This is a genomic window from Rhizobium sp. ZX09, assembly GCF_017357485.1.
In the GTDB taxonomy this organism is placed as follows: Bacteria; Pseudomonadota; Alphaproteobacteria; order Rhizobiales; family Rhizobiaceae; genus Agrobacterium; species Agrobacterium pusense.
The window spans coordinates 281314-297467 of sequence record NZ_CP031364.1 but is presented as its reverse complement, the minus strand read 5'-3'; the positions used below and the strand labels follow the sequence as shown (position 1 = coordinate 297467).

General features: G+C 60.8%; 15 protein-coding genes. 14 read left to right on the top strand and 1 reads right to left on the bottom strand.

The features are described 5' to 3' along the window. Positions 1-132 precede the first annotated feature (132 nt). Positions 133-1305: a M20 aminoacylase family protein gene (locus tag BTN45_RS16040; protein WP_207589968.1), complete on the bottom strand. Its 1173-nt coding sequence runs from the start codon at positions 1303-1305 to the stop codon at positions 133-135. 209 nt (positions 1306-1514) lie between these two features. Here BTN45_RS16040 and BTN45_RS16035 point away from each other — a divergent pair, with 209 nt between their 5' ends. The 14 genes from BTN45_RS16035 to BTN45_RS15970 all read left to right on the top strand — a co-directional run bounded on the left by BTN45_RS16035 (position 1515) and on the right by BTN45_RS15970 (position 16152). Continuing rightward, positions 1515-2225, top strand: a complete 711-nt coding sequence (locus tag BTN45_RS16035; protein ID WP_037091438.1) for a phosphoribosyltransferase — start codon at positions 1515-1517, stop codon at positions 2223-2225. A 204-nt stretch (positions 2226-2429) separates the two neighbouring features. After that, the gene (locus BTN45_RS16030) at positions 2430-3485 is read left to right on the top strand and encodes a dipeptidase (RefSeq protein WP_004445294.1); all 1056 of its coding nucleotides are present in this window, start codon (positions 2430-2432) and stop codon (positions 3483-3485) included. 50 nt (positions 3486-3535) lie between these two features. After that, the gene (locus BTN45_RS16025) at positions 3536-5176 is read left to right on the top strand and encodes an ABC transporter substrate-binding protein (RefSeq protein ID WP_207589967.1); all 1641 of its coding nucleotides are present in this window, start codon (positions 3536-3538) and stop codon (positions 5174-5176) included. Positions 5177-5194: 18 nt separating this feature from the next. Continuing rightward, on the top strand, positions 5195-6262 hold the full coding sequence (locus tag BTN45_RS16020; RefSeq protein WP_064263430.1) for an ABC transporter permease: 1068 nt from the start codon (positions 5195-5197) through the stop codon (positions 6260-6262). Continuing rightward, positions 6259-7191, top strand: a complete 933-nt coding sequence (locus BTN45_RS16015) for an ABC transporter permease (RefSeq protein WP_004445289.1) — start codon at positions 6259-6261, stop codon at positions 7189-7191. Before BTN45_RS16020 ends, BTN45_RS16015 begins: the two co-directional genes overlap by 4 nt. Continuing rightward, the gene (locus BTN45_RS16010) at positions 7188-8024 is read left to right on the top strand and encodes an ABC transporter ATP-binding protein (protein WP_174151206.1); all 837 of its coding nucleotides are present in this window, start codon (positions 7188-7190) and stop codon (positions 8022-8024) included. The genes BTN45_RS16015 and BTN45_RS16010 overlap by 4 nt, the downstream gene beginning before the upstream one ends. Next, a complete protein-coding gene (locus BTN45_RS16005; protein WP_045531559.1) occupies positions 8021-8770 on the top strand; it encodes an ABC transporter ATP-binding protein in 750 nt (249 codons plus the stop codon). Before BTN45_RS16010 ends, BTN45_RS16005 begins: the two co-directional genes overlap by 4 nt. Positions 8771-9008: 238 nt before the next feature. Continuing rightward, entirely contained in the window at positions 9009-9911 is a 903-nt protein-coding gene (locus BTN45_RS16000; protein ID WP_207589966.1) for a LysR family transcriptional regulator, read from the top strand. Positions 9912-10122: 211 nt separating this feature from the next. Next, complete coding sequence (locus tag BTN45_RS15995; protein WP_207589965.1) at positions 10123-11658, top strand: ABC transporter substrate-binding protein; 1536 nt, start codon at positions 10123-10125, stop codon at positions 11656-11658. A 193-nt stretch (positions 11659-11851) separates the two neighbouring features. Next, positions 11852-12802 carry an ABC transporter permease gene (locus BTN45_RS15990; RefSeq protein WP_035207072.1) on the top strand — a complete coding sequence of 317 codons (951 nt, stop codon included), beginning with the start codon at positions 11852-11854 and terminating at the stop codon, positions 12800-12802. Next, positions 12799-13620 carry an ABC transporter permease gene (locus BTN45_RS15985; RefSeq protein ID WP_207589964.1) on the top strand — a complete coding sequence of 274 codons (822 nt, stop codon included), beginning with the start codon at positions 12799-12801 and terminating at the stop codon, positions 13618-13620. Before BTN45_RS15990 ends, BTN45_RS15985 begins: the two co-directional genes overlap by 4 nt. A gap of 53 nt (positions 13621-13673) precedes the next feature. Beyond that, positions 13674-15068, top strand: coding sequence for an amidase (locus BTN45_RS15980; RefSeq protein ID WP_207589963.1), 1395 nt, complete (start codon positions 13674-13676; stop codon positions 15066-15068). A 97-nt stretch (positions 15069-15165) separates the two neighbouring features. Next, positions 15166-15732, top strand: a complete 567-nt coding sequence (locus BTN45_RS15975; RefSeq protein ID WP_207589962.1) for a DJ-1/PfpI family protein — start codon at positions 15166-15168, stop codon at positions 15730-15732. 69 nt (positions 15733-15801) lie between these two features. Next, complete coding sequence (locus tag BTN45_RS15970; protein ID WP_004445271.1) at positions 15802-16152, top strand: ribbon-helix-helix domain-containing protein; 351 nt, start codon at positions 15802-15804, stop codon at positions 16150-16152. Positions 16153-16154 lie beyond the last annotated feature (2 nt).

Sequence of the window (16154 nt, the reverse complement as noted above, 5' to 3'; positions counted from 1 at the left end):
CATGTCGAATGCTTCCCCGAAAGGAGGGGGGAGGCGTGGGTCCAGCCTATGTCTGAAAGCTACCGCGCCCGATGATTCGTCACAAGTGTCTGAGATGTTGCCGGTCGAAAAACAGCAGGGAACAAGATGGATTTACTCCGCCGCCAGTTCCTGCTCCACCAGCGTCGCCCAGAAAGCTACGCCCGGCACGATGGCCGCATCGTTGAAGTCGTAGGAGGTGTTGTGGTGCAGTGCGCCGTCCACCGCCGGGCCGTTGCCGAGCCAGACATAGCAGCCTGGGGCTTCGCCCGCGAAAAAGGCGAAATCGTCGCCGGCGGTCGAGGGCGGAAAGGCGGTGCGCGCTTTGTTGCCGAAGACGGTTTTGGCTGCCCGGAGCGCCCGTTTCGTCGCGTCCGTGTCGTTGATGACGGGCGGAATGCGGCGGATGAATTCGTAATTTGTCTCGATGCCGAACATTGCCGCCGTGCCCTTGGCCAGCCTGCCGATTTCCGCCTCCAGCTGGTCTCGCACTTGGGGCGCATAGGCGCGCGCGGTACCGCCGATTTCGACGAGATCTGGGATAACATTGAGTGCCTTGGGGTCGCCTGCCTGCACCGAACAGGCACTGACCACGGCCGGCTGCAATGGGTCGACCACGCGGCCGACGATAGTTTGCAGCGAGGCGAGGAAGGTGCCGGCCGCCGTTACCGGATCGCGACCAAGATGCGGCTTCGCGCCGTGGGTGCCGACGCCCTTGAAGGTGACGCGCCAGCTGTCCGACGAGGCAAGCTGCGGTCCTTCCACCACCGCCATTTCGTCGATGCCCAGCCCCGGCATGTTGTGCAGGCCATAGACCGCATCGCAGGGGAACAGCTCGAAAAGCCCGTCCTCGACCATTTTTTTTGCGCCGCCACGGCCTTCTTCGGCCGGCTGGAAGATGAAATGCACGGTGCCGGAAAAATCGCGGGTCTTTGCGAGGTAACGCGCCGCACCCAGCAGCATGGCGGTGTGGCCGTCATGGCCGCAGGCATGCATCTTGCCGGGGAATTTCGATTTGTAGGGGCGGTCTGGGACCTCAGGCATGGCAAGGGCATCCATGTCTGCGCGAAGACCAATGCTGCGCGTGCCGTTGCCCACCTGCAGCGTGCCGACCACGCCGGTGCCGCCGAGACCGCGGTGCACCTTCAGCCCGGCGCGCTCAAGCAGATCGGCGACGATGGCGCTCGTTCTTTCCTCTTCGAAACCCAGTTCCGGATGCGCGTGCAGATCATGACGGAGTTCCGTCAGGAATGGCAGGTCCTCGCCGATCCGGTCCAGGAGTCTCATGGGAAGCTTGTCCTTGAATGTGGGAAAAACCCGCGTCATAGGTGGGTTTGTCCAAATGCCTGTTGCTTTTTTCTCTTCTAACGGAAAAAGCCAATGAAATGAACCCGCAGCGTCTCTGTGGTTGCTAAAATGATAAATCTGCCGAACGGGATTGGCGTGGCTGAAAACCGTCTCCGCCATGCGCCATCTCCGTTCTGAAAGGAAAACAGATGCCATCACCAGCATCGCCCGCCATCGCCCCGTCTCCCGCAACGCCGCATGAGTTCTGGCAGCAGATCCATCCGCCCCGGAGCTTCGAAACAGCAGGCGCATATTCCACATTCTTTCCGGCGGAACTGGATGATGGAAGGCAGATCTGTCTGCCCATACGGCCGCTTGCGGACGGAGAGCACGCACTCGCATCGCTCATCGTCAACCAGGCTTCCTTTGAGGTTCTGGAGGCGCTGGCCGCCGATCTTGCCGCAAAGCTTCTTCCCTTCAAGCCGGATGTCGTTATCGGCCTGCCGACGCTCGGCCTGACGCTTGCGGCCGCCGTTGCCCGCCATCTGGGCCATTCCCGTTACGTGCCGCTCGGCACCTCGCGCAAATTCTGGTATCTGGAGGAGTTGTCGGTGCCGATGTCCTCCATCACCACGAAGCAGGAAAAAAGGCTTTATGTCGATCCGCGCATGCTGCCGCTCATCGAGGGTAGACGGGTGGCGCTGGTGGATGACGTGATCTCCAGCGGCAGTTCCATCCTATCGGGCCTTGCGCTACTCACCGCCTCCGGCATCAACCCCGCCGTCATCGGCGCAGCCATGCTGCAATCGGATCGCTGGCGGGAAAAAATCGCCGCTTTCGGGCCGGAATGGCCGGAGCGGGTGAGGGGTGTTTTCGCGACGCCGCTGCTGACCAAAGCGGAAGATGGCTGGCGCGCCTGACGAAGCGCAAATTCCGTCAAAAGGCAAGTGGTGATAAATTCACCGCTGCCTAATTTGTATCTTGCGAAGCTCGAATAGATCGTCCTAAGATCACGGCTGACAGACAATAGCGGTCGGCTGATAACGCGCCGGCTTGCTTTCGCGCGGTGTCATCCCGGCGTCTGCCTGCCCCGTTTATTGTTTCGATGACTGGAATTTCTTCCCATGCATGCAGTGTTTGACGGTCATAATGATGTGCTGCTTCGGTTGTGGCGCAACAGCAAGGCCGGTGCCGATCCCGTGGCCGAATTCAAGAACGGCACTCGGGAAGGTCATATCGATGGTCCGCGCGCACGGGCAGGCGGGCTCGGCGGCGGTATCTGCGCCATCTATATCCCGTCCGGCGATCTGATTCTGCAGGAACCGGACGAGAACGGCCATTACGATACGCCGCTCGCCACGCCGCTCGAGCGACTGCCTTCGCTCGATATCGCGATGGAAAAGGCGGCGATTGCGCTGAGGCTCGATCGCGCTGGAGCGTGGCGGCTCTGCCGCTCCACGGCGGATATCCGCAAGGCCTTTGCCGAGGATATCTTCGCCGCCGTGCTGCATATGGAAGGCTGCGAGGCGATCGGCGCCGATCTCGATGCGCTGGAGGTGTTTTACGCCGCCGGTCTGCGTTCGCTCGGCCCGGTGTGGAGCCGGCACAATATTTTCGGCCATGGCGTTCCTTTCTCCTATCCCATGTCGCCCGATACCGCGCCCGGTCTTACCGATGCCGGTTTTGCGCTGGTGAAGGAATGCAACCGCCTCGGCATTCTCATCGATCTCGCGCATATCACCGAAAAAGGCTTCTGGGATGTGGCCAAGACCACCAACCAGCCGCTGATCGCCAGCCATTCCAATGCGCATGCGCTCACTCCGGTCGCCCGCAATCTCACTGACAGGCAGATGGATGCCATCAAGGAAAGCGGTGGGCTGGTTGGCCTCAACTACGCCGTGACCATGCTGCGTGCCGATGCGCGTGACATCGCGGATACGCCGCTCTCCGATATGGTGCGCCATATCGACTACATGGTCGAGCGTATGGGCATCGACTGTGTGGCGCTCGGATCGGATTTCGACGGTGCGACGGTACCTGTCGGAATTGCTGATGCCAGCGGCAACCACAATCTGGTTGCGGCGCTGAAATCGGCGGGCTACGGTGATGGAGAACTTGCTAAAATATGCCGGGAAAACTGGCTGCGCGTCTTGTCCCAGGCTTGGCACGAAGCGGCCTGATAAACAGTTTAAGCGAACCAAATCAATCTCATAACAAAAGGGGAGATCCTATGATCAAATCGCTCAACAAATCCATGCGTATCCTCAGCACCAGCGCTGCCCTGTCGCTGATGATGCTGTCTGCCCCGCATGCTTTTGCCGCCACGCCGGCCGATACGCTGGTGGAAGGTTTCGCCATCGACGACATCATCACGCTCGATCCGGGTGAGGCTTTCGAACTGTCTGCCGCCGAAGTCACCGGCAACACCTATAGCAAGCTCGTTTCCATCGATCTCAACGACACGTCCAAGGTTGTCGGTGATCTCGCCGAAAGCTGGACGACCTCCGAGGATGGCTTGACCTATACGTTCAAGCTGAAATCCGGCCTGAAATTCGCCTCCGGCAATCCGGTCACCGCTGATGACGTTGCCTTCTCCTTCGAACGCGCCGTCAAGCTCGACAAGTCGCCGGCATTCCTGTTGACGCAGTTCGGCCTGAAGGGCGACAACGTTACCGAAAAGGCGAAGGCAACGGACGCGAACACCTTCGTACTGACCGTCGACAAGCCCTATGCGCCGAGCTTCGTGCTGAACGTGCTCACCGCAACCGTCGCTTCGGTGGTGGACAAGAAGCTCATCACCGAAAAGGCGAAGTCGGTCACGTCGAGCGCCGATTACAAATACGACACGGATTTCGGCAACGAATTCCTGAAGACCGGTTATGCCGGTTCCGGCCCTTACAAGATCCTTGGCTGGAAGGCCAACGAAGCCGTCATTCTGGAGGCCAACCCGAACTATTACGGTGAGAAGCCGAAGCTGAAGCGGGTCGTCTATCGTCACATGAAGGAAAGCTCCGGCCAGCGTCTGGCGCTTGAAAACGGCGATATCGATGTTGCCCGTAACCTTGAGCCCGGCGATATGGAAGCCGTTTCCAAGAAGGAAGGCCTTGCCGTTACATCCGCGCCCAAGGGCACCGTTTATTATTTCAGCCTCAACCAGAAGAACGAGAACCTGAAGAAGCCTGAGGTCATCGAAGCGTTCAAATATCTCGTCGATTATGACGCGATCGGCGCGACGATCATCAAGGGCATTGGCGAAGTCCATCAGACCTTCCTGCCGAAGGGCCAGCTTGGCGCGCTTGATGAGAACCCCTACAAGCTTGACGTCGCCAAGGCCAAGGAACTTCTCGCCAAGGCCGGTCTGAAGGACGGCTTCACCGTCACCATGGATGTGCGCAACACCCAGCCGGTGACGGGCATTGCCGAAAGCGTGCAGCAGACGCTGGCACAGGCCGGCATCAAGCTCGAAATCATCCCCGGCGACGGTAAGCAGACGCTGACCAAATATCGCGCCCGCACGCATGATATCTACATCGGCCAGTGGGGTTCGGACTATTTCGACCCGAACTCGAATGCGGAAACCTTTACCATCAACTACGACAATTCGGATGAAGGCAAGAACAAGACGCTGGCCTGGCGCAATGCTTGGGATGTTCCTGATCTGACCAAGGAAACCCAGTCTGCTCTCTTGGAAAAGGACAGCGCCAAGCGCGCCGCCATCTATGAAAACCTGCAGAAGGAAGTTCTGGCGAAGGGTCCCTTCGTCATCATCTTCCAGCAGACGGAAGTGGCCGGTTATTCCGCCAAGCTCAAGGGCCTGAAGCTCGGACCGAGCTTCGACACCAACTATGTCTATCCGATCTCCAAGGAATGATCCGGAAGGATCGGTCTCTTGAGCATCGTTGAAGCAAACAGCCGGGCGAGGCAGGGCAAACGCCGTGCCAACGCCCGCGCGAAGGCCATTCTCGGCTTCGCCGTCACCGTCATCACCACCTTTCTGGGGCTGATGGCGGTCACATTTTTCATTGGCCGTGTGGTGCCGATCGATCCCGCACTGGCGATCGTCGGCGACCGCGCGCCTGCGCATGTGGTCGAGCGCGTCCGTGAGCAGCTCGGCCTCAACCTGCCGCTCTGGCAGCAGTTCTTTATCTATCTGAAGCAGGCGCTTTCGGGCGATTTCGGCACCTCCGTCCTCACCACCAATCCTGTGATGGAGGACATCAAGCGGGTGTTCCCGGCGACGATCGAACTTGCCACGATCGGCACGATCATCGGCGCCGTCTTCGGCATTCCGCTCGGCGTTCTGGCCGCCGTCAAGCGCGGCAGCTTTGCCGATCAGGTGGTGCGTGTCATCGGCCTTATCGGCTATTCCGTGCCGATCTTCTGGCTCGGCCTGCTGGCGCTGCTGGTGTTTTACGCCCGGCTGCAATGGGTGGCCTATCCCGGGCGCATGGACATCGTCTATGAATTCACCTTCACGCCAGCCACTGGCTTCTTCCTGATCGACGCCATCTGGCAGCGGCAATGGGACGTGTTGTGGGATCTTTTCCGCCACATCATCCTGCCGGCCTCGCTGCTCGGTTATTTCTCGCTGGCCTATATCAGCCGCATGACGCGCTCCTTCATGCTGAACGAGCTCGCCCAGGAATATGTCGTCGCGGCCCGCGCCAAGGGGCTTTCGGAAACGCGCATCATCTGGTTCCACGCGCTGCGCAACGCCGCCGTGCCGCTGGTAACCGTGATTGCGCTCTCCTATGCCGGTCTGCTGGAAGGTTCGGTGCTGACCGAAACCATCTTCGCCTGGCCGGGGCTTGGCCTCTACATCACCAATTCCCTGCAGAATGCGGATATGAACGCCGTTCTCGGCGGCACGATCGTGATCGGCGCCATCTTCGTCGGCATCAATCTCTTCTCCGATCTGCTTTACCGGACGCTCGATCCAAGGACGCGCAGCCGATGACGATTTCGACCGATACACTCAAACCCTATAGCCGCGAATGGCTGCTCTCCGACCGGCCGGCCTCGCGCAGGCAGGCGCGGCTTGGCCGCGCCTATGTGATCTGGCGGCGCTTTTCGGAAAACCGGCTGGCGCTGCTCGGCCTTGGCATCATCATCGCGCTGCTGTTCGTGGCGATTTTTGCCAATGTGCTGGCGCCACATAATCCGGTGCAGGGCGATCTGCGCAATGCCCGGCTTCTGCCGCCCGGCACTGCCGGTTATCTGCTCGGCACCGATGATCAGGGCCGTGATATTCTCTCGCGCCTCATCCACGGTTCGCGCCTGACCCTGTTCGTCGTGCTTTTGGTGGCCATCATCGCCGCACCCATCGGGCTCATCGTCGGCACAGTCTCGGGTTATGCCGGCGGCTGGGTGGATGCGGTTCTGATGCGCATCACCGATATTTTCCTCGCTTTTCCGAAGCTCGTTCTGGCGCTGGCGCTGGTAGCGGCCCTGGGGCCTGGCATTGAAAATGCCGTGCTCGCCATCGCGGTCACCTCGTGGCCGCCCTATGCGCGCATCGCGCGCGCTGAAACCATGACCTTCCGCAATTCCGATTTTATCGCCGCAGTGAAGCTAATGGGCGCGTCGCCCTTCCGCATCGTCTTGAAACATGTCATGCCGCTTTGCATGTCGTCGCTGATCGTGCGTGTCACGCTCGATATGGCGGGCATCATTCTCACCGCCGCAGGCCTCGGTTTCCTCGGCCTTGGCGCACAGCCGCCGCTGCCGGAGTGGGGTGCGATGATCGCGTCGGGACGGCGTTTCATTCTCGATCAATGGTGGGTCGCCGCCATGCCGGGTATTGCGATCCTGATCGTCAGCCTCGGTTTCAACCTTTTGGGCGATGGTCTGCGCGATGCGCTTGATCCCAAGGAGGCGGGCCAATGAGTGCGTCTCTTCTGACGGTTGAGAACCTGCGCGTTTCCTTCCCGACCCGCACCGGGTTGGTGGAGGCGGTGCGCGGCGTGTCCTTCAAGCTGGGGCGCGAGCGCCTCGGCATTGTCGGCGAATCCGGCTCCGGAAAGTCGCAGACTGGCCGCGCCATCATGGGTCTGACGCCGAAAAATGCCCGGATCGAAGCCGATACGCTGCGTTTCGGCGATATCGACCTGCTCAAGGCGTCGGCAAAAGAGCGGCGGCTCATGCGCGGCAAGCGTATGGCCATGATCCTGCAGGATCCGAAATATTCGCTGAACCCGGTCATGACCATTGGCCGCCAGATCATGGAAACGCTGCGTACCCACGAAAAGATTGGCTCCAGCGAAGCGCGCCAGCGCACGCTTGCCATGCTGGAGGCAGTACAGATCCGTGATCCCGAGCGCGTCTTCGATCTCTTTCCACATGAAGTTTCCGGCGGCATGGGCCAGCGCGTCATGATCGCCATGATGCTCGTCTGCGGTCCGGAATTGCTGATCGCCGACGAGCCGACCTCGGCGCTCGATGTGACGGTGCAGCTGGAAGTGCTCGACATTCTCGACAAGCTGGTGCGCGATCGCGGCATGGGGCTGATCTTCGTCAGCCACGATCTCAGGCTCGTCTCCTCCTTCTGCGACCGGGTTCTCGTCATGTATGCCGGCAAGGTGGTGGAAGAGCTTGCTTCCGCTAACCTCAAGGAAGCGAAACATCCCTATACGCAGGGCCTGTTGAACTGTCTGCCGCAAATTGGCGGCCATCGGCATCCGCTGCCCGTTCTGGAACGCAAGCCGGAGTGGCGCGCATGAGCACAGTTCTTTCCATCAGAGACATGGTGGTGGATTTCGACGGTTACATCGCGCTCGACAGCGTCAGCGTGGATGTGGCCGAGGGTGAATCCTTCGGTATCGTCGGTGAATCCGGTTCCGGTAAATCGACCCTGCTGCGCGCCATCGCCGGCCTCAACCATTTCGATGAAGGTTCGTTGATGGTGGCCGGGCGCTCCTATTCGGGCAAGCACCGCGACAAGAGCTTTTATCGCGATGTGCAGATGGTGTTTCAGGACCCGTACGGTTCACTGCACCCGCGCCAGACGGTGGATGCGCTGCTGCTCGAGCCGCTGGTCATCCATGGTCTCGACAATCGCGAACAGCGCATTGCCCGCGCTTTGGACGAGGTGGGTCTCGGTTCCGGTTTCCGCTTCCGTTATTCACACCAGCTGTCCGGCGGCCAGCGCCAGCGCATCGCCATTGCCCGCGCACTGATCGTCGAGCCGAAGATCCTGCTGCTCGATGAGCCGACCTCGGCGCTTGATGCGTCTATTCAGGCTGAAATCCTGAACCTCCTGGAACAGGCCCGCAAGGACCGCAACCTCACCTTCGTCATGGTCAGCCACGATCTCGGCGTCATCAGCCACATGTGCGACCGTCTGGCGGTGATGAAAAGCGGCAAGGTGGTGGAAATGCTGGAGGCCGAGGCGCTGGAAAGCCGCGAATTCAGCGCGGATTATACGAGGCAGCTGCTGGTGGCGAGCGAGGGTTTCAAGCGCGTGTAAAGGCGTGAGGGTGCCTCCTTTTCTTCTCCCCGAGGGGGAGAAGATGCCCCGAACGGGGCAGATGAGGGGGCAAGCTCTCCGCATTTCTCCACCGTCGCCCCCTCATCTGACGCTGCGCACCACCTTCTCCCCGGCGGGGGAAGAAACAAACGGCGATCTTTCCGGGTGACGTATTCTCTCGCGACGCTGCGATGATATGGTGAGCCGCACACCAGCCCACCCGAACAAGGTACCACCCATGCAATTGCGCGCCTTGATGTATTTCGATGAACTCGTCCGCACCAATTCCATGCGCGCCGCGGCGGAAAACCTGAATGTGGCGCCGACGGCGGTGAGCCGACAGATCGAAAATCTCGAGTATTATTTCGGCTCGCCTCTGGTAGAGCGTTCCAGCCGTGGCGTGAAGCTGACGGCGGCGGGCGAGCTGCTGGCCGCCCGCGCCGGCAAGACGCTGCGCGAACTCGACCATGTGCACCAGTTGATCGACGATCTCAAAGGTCTGCAGCGCGGCCGGGTGACCATTTACGCCAATGGCGCGACAGTGGCCAACCTTCTGGCGCCGGTGCTGGCGCAGTTCAGCCTCAAATATCCGAAGCTGCGTTTCGAGGTCCATATCACAAGTGCGCGCCAAGCCATGGAAGCGCTGGGGGCTGCGGAAGCAGACCTCGTCGTCAGCCTGTTTGCGCCAAAGGTTTCCGGGGTCAAGGTGCGCTCGCGCACGCGCATCAATTACGATGCGATCTTTCCCGCCGGTCATGCCCTTGCCGGTAAGCCGGAGGTGTCGCTGAAGGAACTGGCCGGGTTGCCACTTGCCTTGCCGGACAAGAGTTTTGCCGCGCGTCAGGCCTTCGATATGCTTTTTGCCGAGGCGGATATCGAACTTGACCCCGTTTTCATCACCAGTTCGCTGGAAATGCTGAAAGAGCTGGTGCTGGGCCACGCCGCGGCCACGCTGCTGCCGGCGCTTTCGGTGGCGCGCGAAATCCGTAGCGGCCAGATGGTCGCCGTTCCGCTCTCGGGCAAGAAGGGTATCCACACCCAGATTGACCTCTGTGTAGCGCCCGACAGGCAATTGTCCTTCGCAGCTTCCAAGCTTGCCGATTTCATCGAGCGTTTCATGCGTGAGGCGACGGCAGGGTAGTTTCGTCTCCTCGGCGGGGCGAGGAACCGGAGACGTTCCCGAAATTGCCCACCAAGGTTGATTTTCACCCGCATTCCCGTGTAGCCATTTCAGCTACACGGAGCACACAAAAATCATGATTGTGTGTGCGCCTGCAACATGACACTCTTTTTGCAACGGGTGGTCTTTTGAAGGGCAAAAATGCCCCGGCCGCCAGACAGGGGACTAAAGGATGCCACGTACCTATCTTTCGCAGGCGGCGAAGCTCTCGCGCCGTACCGCGCTGGCGCTTGCTCTCAGCACGGCGCTCTTTCTGCCGCTCTCGATTGCTGAGGCCGAAGCTGCGGCGAAAACCGCTTTGACGCTTGGCATGACGGTGGAGCCGACCGGTCTCGATCCGACCATTGCCGCTCCCGTCGCCATCGGTCAGGTCACCTGGCAGAATATTTTCGAAGGTCTCGTCACCATCGACAGCAAGGGCAAGGTGAAGCCGCAGCTCGCCGAAAGCTGGGAAATTTCCCCTGATGGCAAGACCTACACCTTTAAGCTGCGCAAGGGTGTCACCTTCCATGACGGCGAGGCGTTCGATTCCTCCGTCGCGAAGTTCTCGCTGGACCGGGCGCGTGGTGAAGCTTCCGTCAATCCGCAGAAACGCTTCTTTGCGGCGATCGACAGCATCGGGACCCCGGATGCCGACACGCTGGTGCTGAAGCTGAAGCAGCCAGCCGGCAGCCTCATCTACTGGCTCGGCTGGCCGGCCTCCGTCATGGTCGCGCCCAAGAGCGCAGAGACCAACCGCACCACGCCCGTCGGCACCGGCCCGTTCAAATTTGTGAACTGGGCCAAGGGCGACAAGGTGGAGTTGCAGAAGAACGCCGCCTATTGGGACAAGGCCGTGTCGGTAAAGCTGGAAAAGGCGACGTTCCGTTTCGTCTCCGATCCGCAGGCGCAGGCGGCGGCGCTGAAATCCGGCGATATCGACGCCTTCCCGGAATTCGGTGCGCCGGAATTGATGAGCTCGTTTGACGGCGATGCGCGCCTCGGCACCTTCGTCGGCAATACCGAGTTGAAGGTCGTGGCGGGCATGAACAGTGCCCGCAAGCCCTTCAGCGACAAGCGCGTGCGCCAGGCGCTGATGATGGCGGTGGATCGTGGCACGGTCATCGAGGGTGCATGGTCCGGTTTCGGAACGGCCATCGGCAGTCACTATACGCCGAATGATCGCGGATACATCGATACGACGGGCGTTCATCCCTATGATATCGATAAGGCCAAGGCGCTGCTTGCCGAAGCGGGGTATGCGGACGGTTTCAGCTTCACCATCAAGGCCCCGCAGATGGCCTATGCTCAGCGCACCTCGCAAATCCTGCAGGCGATGCTGGCTGAAATCGGCGTGACCATGACCATCGAGACCACGGAATTTCCGGCCAAATGGGTGGCGGATGTCCTGAAGGGTGCGGATTACGACATGACCATTGTCGCCCATGCCGAGCCGATGGATATCGATATCTACTCCCGTGATCCCTATTATTTCAACTACAAGAACCCGGCCTTCAACGAGGTCATCGCCAGCGTCGAAAAGACGGCGGATGCGGCTGAGCAGGAAAAGCTTTATGGCGACGCCCAGAAAATCCTCGCCGAAGATGTGCCGGCGCTGTTCCTGTTCGTGATGCCGAAGCTCGGGGTCTGGGACAAGAAGGTGAAGGGGCTATGGGAAAACGAGCCCATTCCCTCGAATGTGCTGACGGATGTGCATTGGGAAGAGTGACGTTTGTTCATACCCGTTCTTCCGTCATGCCGGACTTGATCCGGCATCCAGCCAGCCCAGGCCCCTGGGCTGAAAGGGCTCTCTCAGCCGCGCAGACGCGCGTCGGCTGGATGCCCGATCAAGTCCGGCATGACGGAGGAGTGCGTAGTTGCGCTTCCGTCGCGGGTAAAATATCGCAAGGAGCAGATGCCAGATGTTAGCCGTCCTCATCCGGCGTCTCGTAAGCCTCGTCATCACGCTGTTTGCCGTCTCGCTCATCATCTATCTTGTCATGGGCCTGTTGCCGGGTGATCCGGCCGCCATCATGCTGGGAACCTCGGCCAGTCCGGATACGCTGGCCGCACTGCAAAAGCAGATGGGTCTCGATCAGCCGCTGCTGCTGCGCTACATCCGCTGGCTTGCTGGCGTCTTCCGCGGCGATCTCGGACAATCCTATACCTATGGCGTGCCGGTGGCGGGCCTGATCGTCGAGCGGTTGGCCGTGACGCTGCCGCTTGCGCTGCTGGCCGTTTGCCTGTCCGTCACTATCGCCATTCCGCTCGGCGTAGCGGCGGCGAGGAACCGCAACGGGGCGCTGGATTTCGCGGCCGGGCTGTTTTCCCATGTGGGTATTGCCGTGCCGGGCTTCTGGGTCGGGTTGCTGCTCATCATCGTCTTTTCCACCACGCTCGGCTGGATGCCGGCTGGCGGTTTTCCCGGCTGGTCGCCAAGCTTTGCAGCGGGTCTCACGGCGCTTATCCTGCCGGCGGTCGCTCTTGCGCTGTCGCAGGCCGGCGTTCTCACCCGCGTCTGCCGTTCCGCCGTGCTTGAAGTGATGAACGAGGATTTCGTCCGCACCGCCCGGGCCAAGGGCCTGAGCGAGCGGGTGGCGCTGTGGCGGCATGCGGTGCCGAACGCGATGATCCCCGTCGTCACCATGATCGGCCTGCAGTTCACCTTCCTCATTGCGGGTGCGGTGCTGGTGGAAAACGTCTTCAACCTGCCGGGCCTCGGACGCCTCGCGTATCAGGCGCTGACCCAGCGGGATATCGTCGTCATGCAGTCCGTCGTGCTGTTCTTCTCGGCGCTGGTCATCATCATGAATTTCGTGGTCGATATAGCCTATCTCTTCATCGACCCGAGACTGCGGGCAGGTGCGCGATGATGCGATTTATCCGCCGCCGCCCGGCCTTCGTTATCGGTATTGCAGTCACGGCCTTTCTCGTCGCCGTCGCGCTGTTGTCGCTGGTCTGGACACCGGTTTCGCCCACCAAGATGCAGATCGTCCAAAAGCTGAAATCGCCCTTCGTCTACGGTGGTCTCGGTACCGACCATTTTGGCCGCGATGTGCTCTCCATGCTGATGGCCGGTGCGTGGAACTCACTCTCCACCGCCATTGCCGCCGTCGCCATTGGCGCCTTTATCGGCACGGCGATCGGCGTCACGGTCGCGGCGCTGCGCGGTTTCACAGAAACCGTCGTCATGCGCATCTGCGATATCATCTTCGCCGTGCCGCCCATCCTGTCGGCCATGATGCTCGGTGCTTTCATCGGCACGGGACGCTTTACCGCCATCATCGCCATCGCCACCTTCATGGTGCCGGTCTTTGCGCGGCTGACGCTTGGGGCGGCCTTACAAATCTGGGCGCGGGAATACATCACCGCCGCCACCAGCATTGGCCAGAACCGCGCCAAGATCACGCTGTTTCATATCGTGCCGAATATCTCCAACCAGATCATCGTGCAGGTGACGATCCAGCTGGGTCTGGCGATACTGACGGAGGCAGGCCTTTCCTTCCTCGGTCTCGGCATGCCGCCGCCCGCCGCCACCTGGGGGCGGATGCTGGCCGACGCCCAGACCTATCTCGGTGCGGCGCCCTGGCTTGCCATCATGCCCGGCCTTGCCATTGCGCTCGCCGTCTTCGGCCTCAATCTTCTCGGCGATGGCCTGCGCGACCTGCTGGACCCGCGCGATACAAGCTGACCGCTTCAAGCCGATATCGCCGCTATTTCCTGTTTTTCTGACGAGACGATGCCATGACCGATCTCATACACCTCAACACGCTCGAAATTCTGGCGCTTTACCGGGAAAAGAAACTCTCGCCATCGGAATATTGGCAGGCGGTGGAGGCGCGTATCGAGGCATTCGAGCCGGTTGTGAACGCCCTTTACGCTTATGATCCGGAGGATGCGCGCAGGCAGGCGCTGGCCTCGACGGAGCGCTGGCAAAAGGGTGAAACGCTGGGAGCCCTCGATGGAATTCCGGTCTCGCTGAAGGAACTCATCGCCACGAAAGGCCATCCTGTGCCGCTCGGCACCAGGGCGGTGGAGCTTGTGCCCGCGGTTGAAGACGCGCCGGTGGCCGCCCGTTGCCGTGAGGATGGTGCGATTATCTATGCCAAGACGACGTGCCCGGATTACGGCATGCTCTCTTCCGGCCTTTCCAGCTTCCATAAGCTCAGCCGCAACCCGTGGGACCCCACCCAGAATCCCGGCGGCTCCAGCGCCGGTGCTGCTTCGGCCGGTGCTGCGGGTTACGGCACCTTGCATATCGGCACGGATATTGGCGGCTCGGTAAGATTGCCGGCGGGGTGGACGGGCCTCTTCGGCTTCAAGCCGAGCCAGGGTCGTATCCCGGTTGATCCCTATTATACCGGCCGCTGTGCCGGGCCGATGACGCGCACGGTCGTTGATGCGGCTTATGCCATGGCAACGCTTTCGCGGCCGGACTGGCGCGACGGCACATCGCTGCCGCCGAACAGCATCGACTGGATGGACCTCGATATTGATGTGAAAGGCCTGAAAATCGGACTGATGCTGGATGCGGGCTGCGGCCTGCCGCTGGACGAAGAGGTGCGCGACGCCGTTGCCGCGGCTGCAAAACTGTTCGAGGCGGCCGGCGCCATCGTCATCCCGGTCGAGCCGGTGCTGACGCGTGAGATGCTCGACGGGCTGGATGATTTCTGGCGGGCGAAGTTCTGGGGCGACATGGTGGCGTTGAGCGCGGATCGTCGTGCCGCGATCCTTCCCTATATTCACGAATGGGCGGAAAAGGGCGCTGATGTTTCCGGCGCGCGTGCCGTTTTCGGTTTCAATCAGACCATGGAAATGCGTAAAGTTTGCGGGCGGTTGATGCAGTCCGTTGATGTGGTGATTTCACCCGTTAACCCCATCGTCTCCTATCCTGCCGACTGGGCTTCTCCCACCAACGATCCTGCACGCACCTTCGAGCATATCGCTTTCACCGTGCCGTGGAACATGTCGGAGCAGCCCGCATCCTCGATCAATTGCGGCTTCTCCACATCCGGCATGCCCATCGGCCTGCAGATCGTCGGTCCGCGTTACCAGGATCTATTCGTGCTCAAACTGTCCAAGTCTTTCGAGGATTGGGGTGGTGGCGTCCGGCGCTGGCCGGAGCCGCCGGCCGGCTGATATCACCTTTATCGGGCATGTAGTATTGCCATAATACCCGCATCTCGATCCCTCCTGTTAGGGTGCCCAAAGGCATTCGAAAACGGGAGGAGCAGACATGCCGAAGAAGATTTTGATGATCACCGGTGATTTCGCCGAGGATTACGAGACCATGGTGCCGTTCCAGACGCTGCTCGCTGTCGGCCACACGGTGCACGCCGTCTGCCCCGGCAAGAAGGCGGGCCAGGCCATCGCCACGGCCATCCACGATTTCGAGGGCGACCAGACCTACTCGGAAAAACGCGGCCATAATTTCGCGCTCAATGCCACCTTCGCCGATATCAAACCGGCGGATTACGATGCGCTGGTCATTCCGGGTGGCCGTGCGCCGGAATATCTGCGGCTCAATGCGGACGTGCTGGCGGCGGTGAAACATTTCTTCGAGGCAGACAAGCCTGTCGCGGCCGTCTGCCATGGCGCGCAATTGCTGGCGGCTGCGGGTGTGCTCAAGGGCCGCACCTGCTCGGCCTATCCCGCCTGCCGCCCGGAGGTGGAGCTGGCAGGTGGCACCTATGCCGATATCGCCATCGATGCGGCGGTGACCGACGGCAAGCTGGTAACGGCGCCCGCATGGCCCGCCCATCCCGCCTGGCTTTCGCAGTTCATGGCGGTGCTCGGTAAATAAGACCGGCGAACGGGGCTTTTTCCGGCCCCGTTTTCCGCCTATATCTCAGGCGTGGTGAGGGAGGAAACCATGTGCAAGCTCTTCATCAAGGCAGACCCGGCGCTCTGGGAAAGCCATACGCGGTCGCTCCGCATCGATGGCATGGTCACCAGTGTCCGGCTTGAAAACTTTTTCTGGACGACGCTGGACGAGATCGCGCGGCGCGACGGCATGAACAGCGTGCAGCTCATCGCCAAGCTTTATAATGAATCGATCGATGCCGGGCACGATCTCGGCAATTTCACCTCGTTCCTGCGGGTCTGCTGCGGGCGTTATCTCGCGCTTCAGCTTTCTGGCGATATTCCGGCGCGGAACGATATCCCGATTGCCGCGCTGGATGCGGACAGCATTCTGGATGCAGAAAAGGTGAATTATCACTAGGA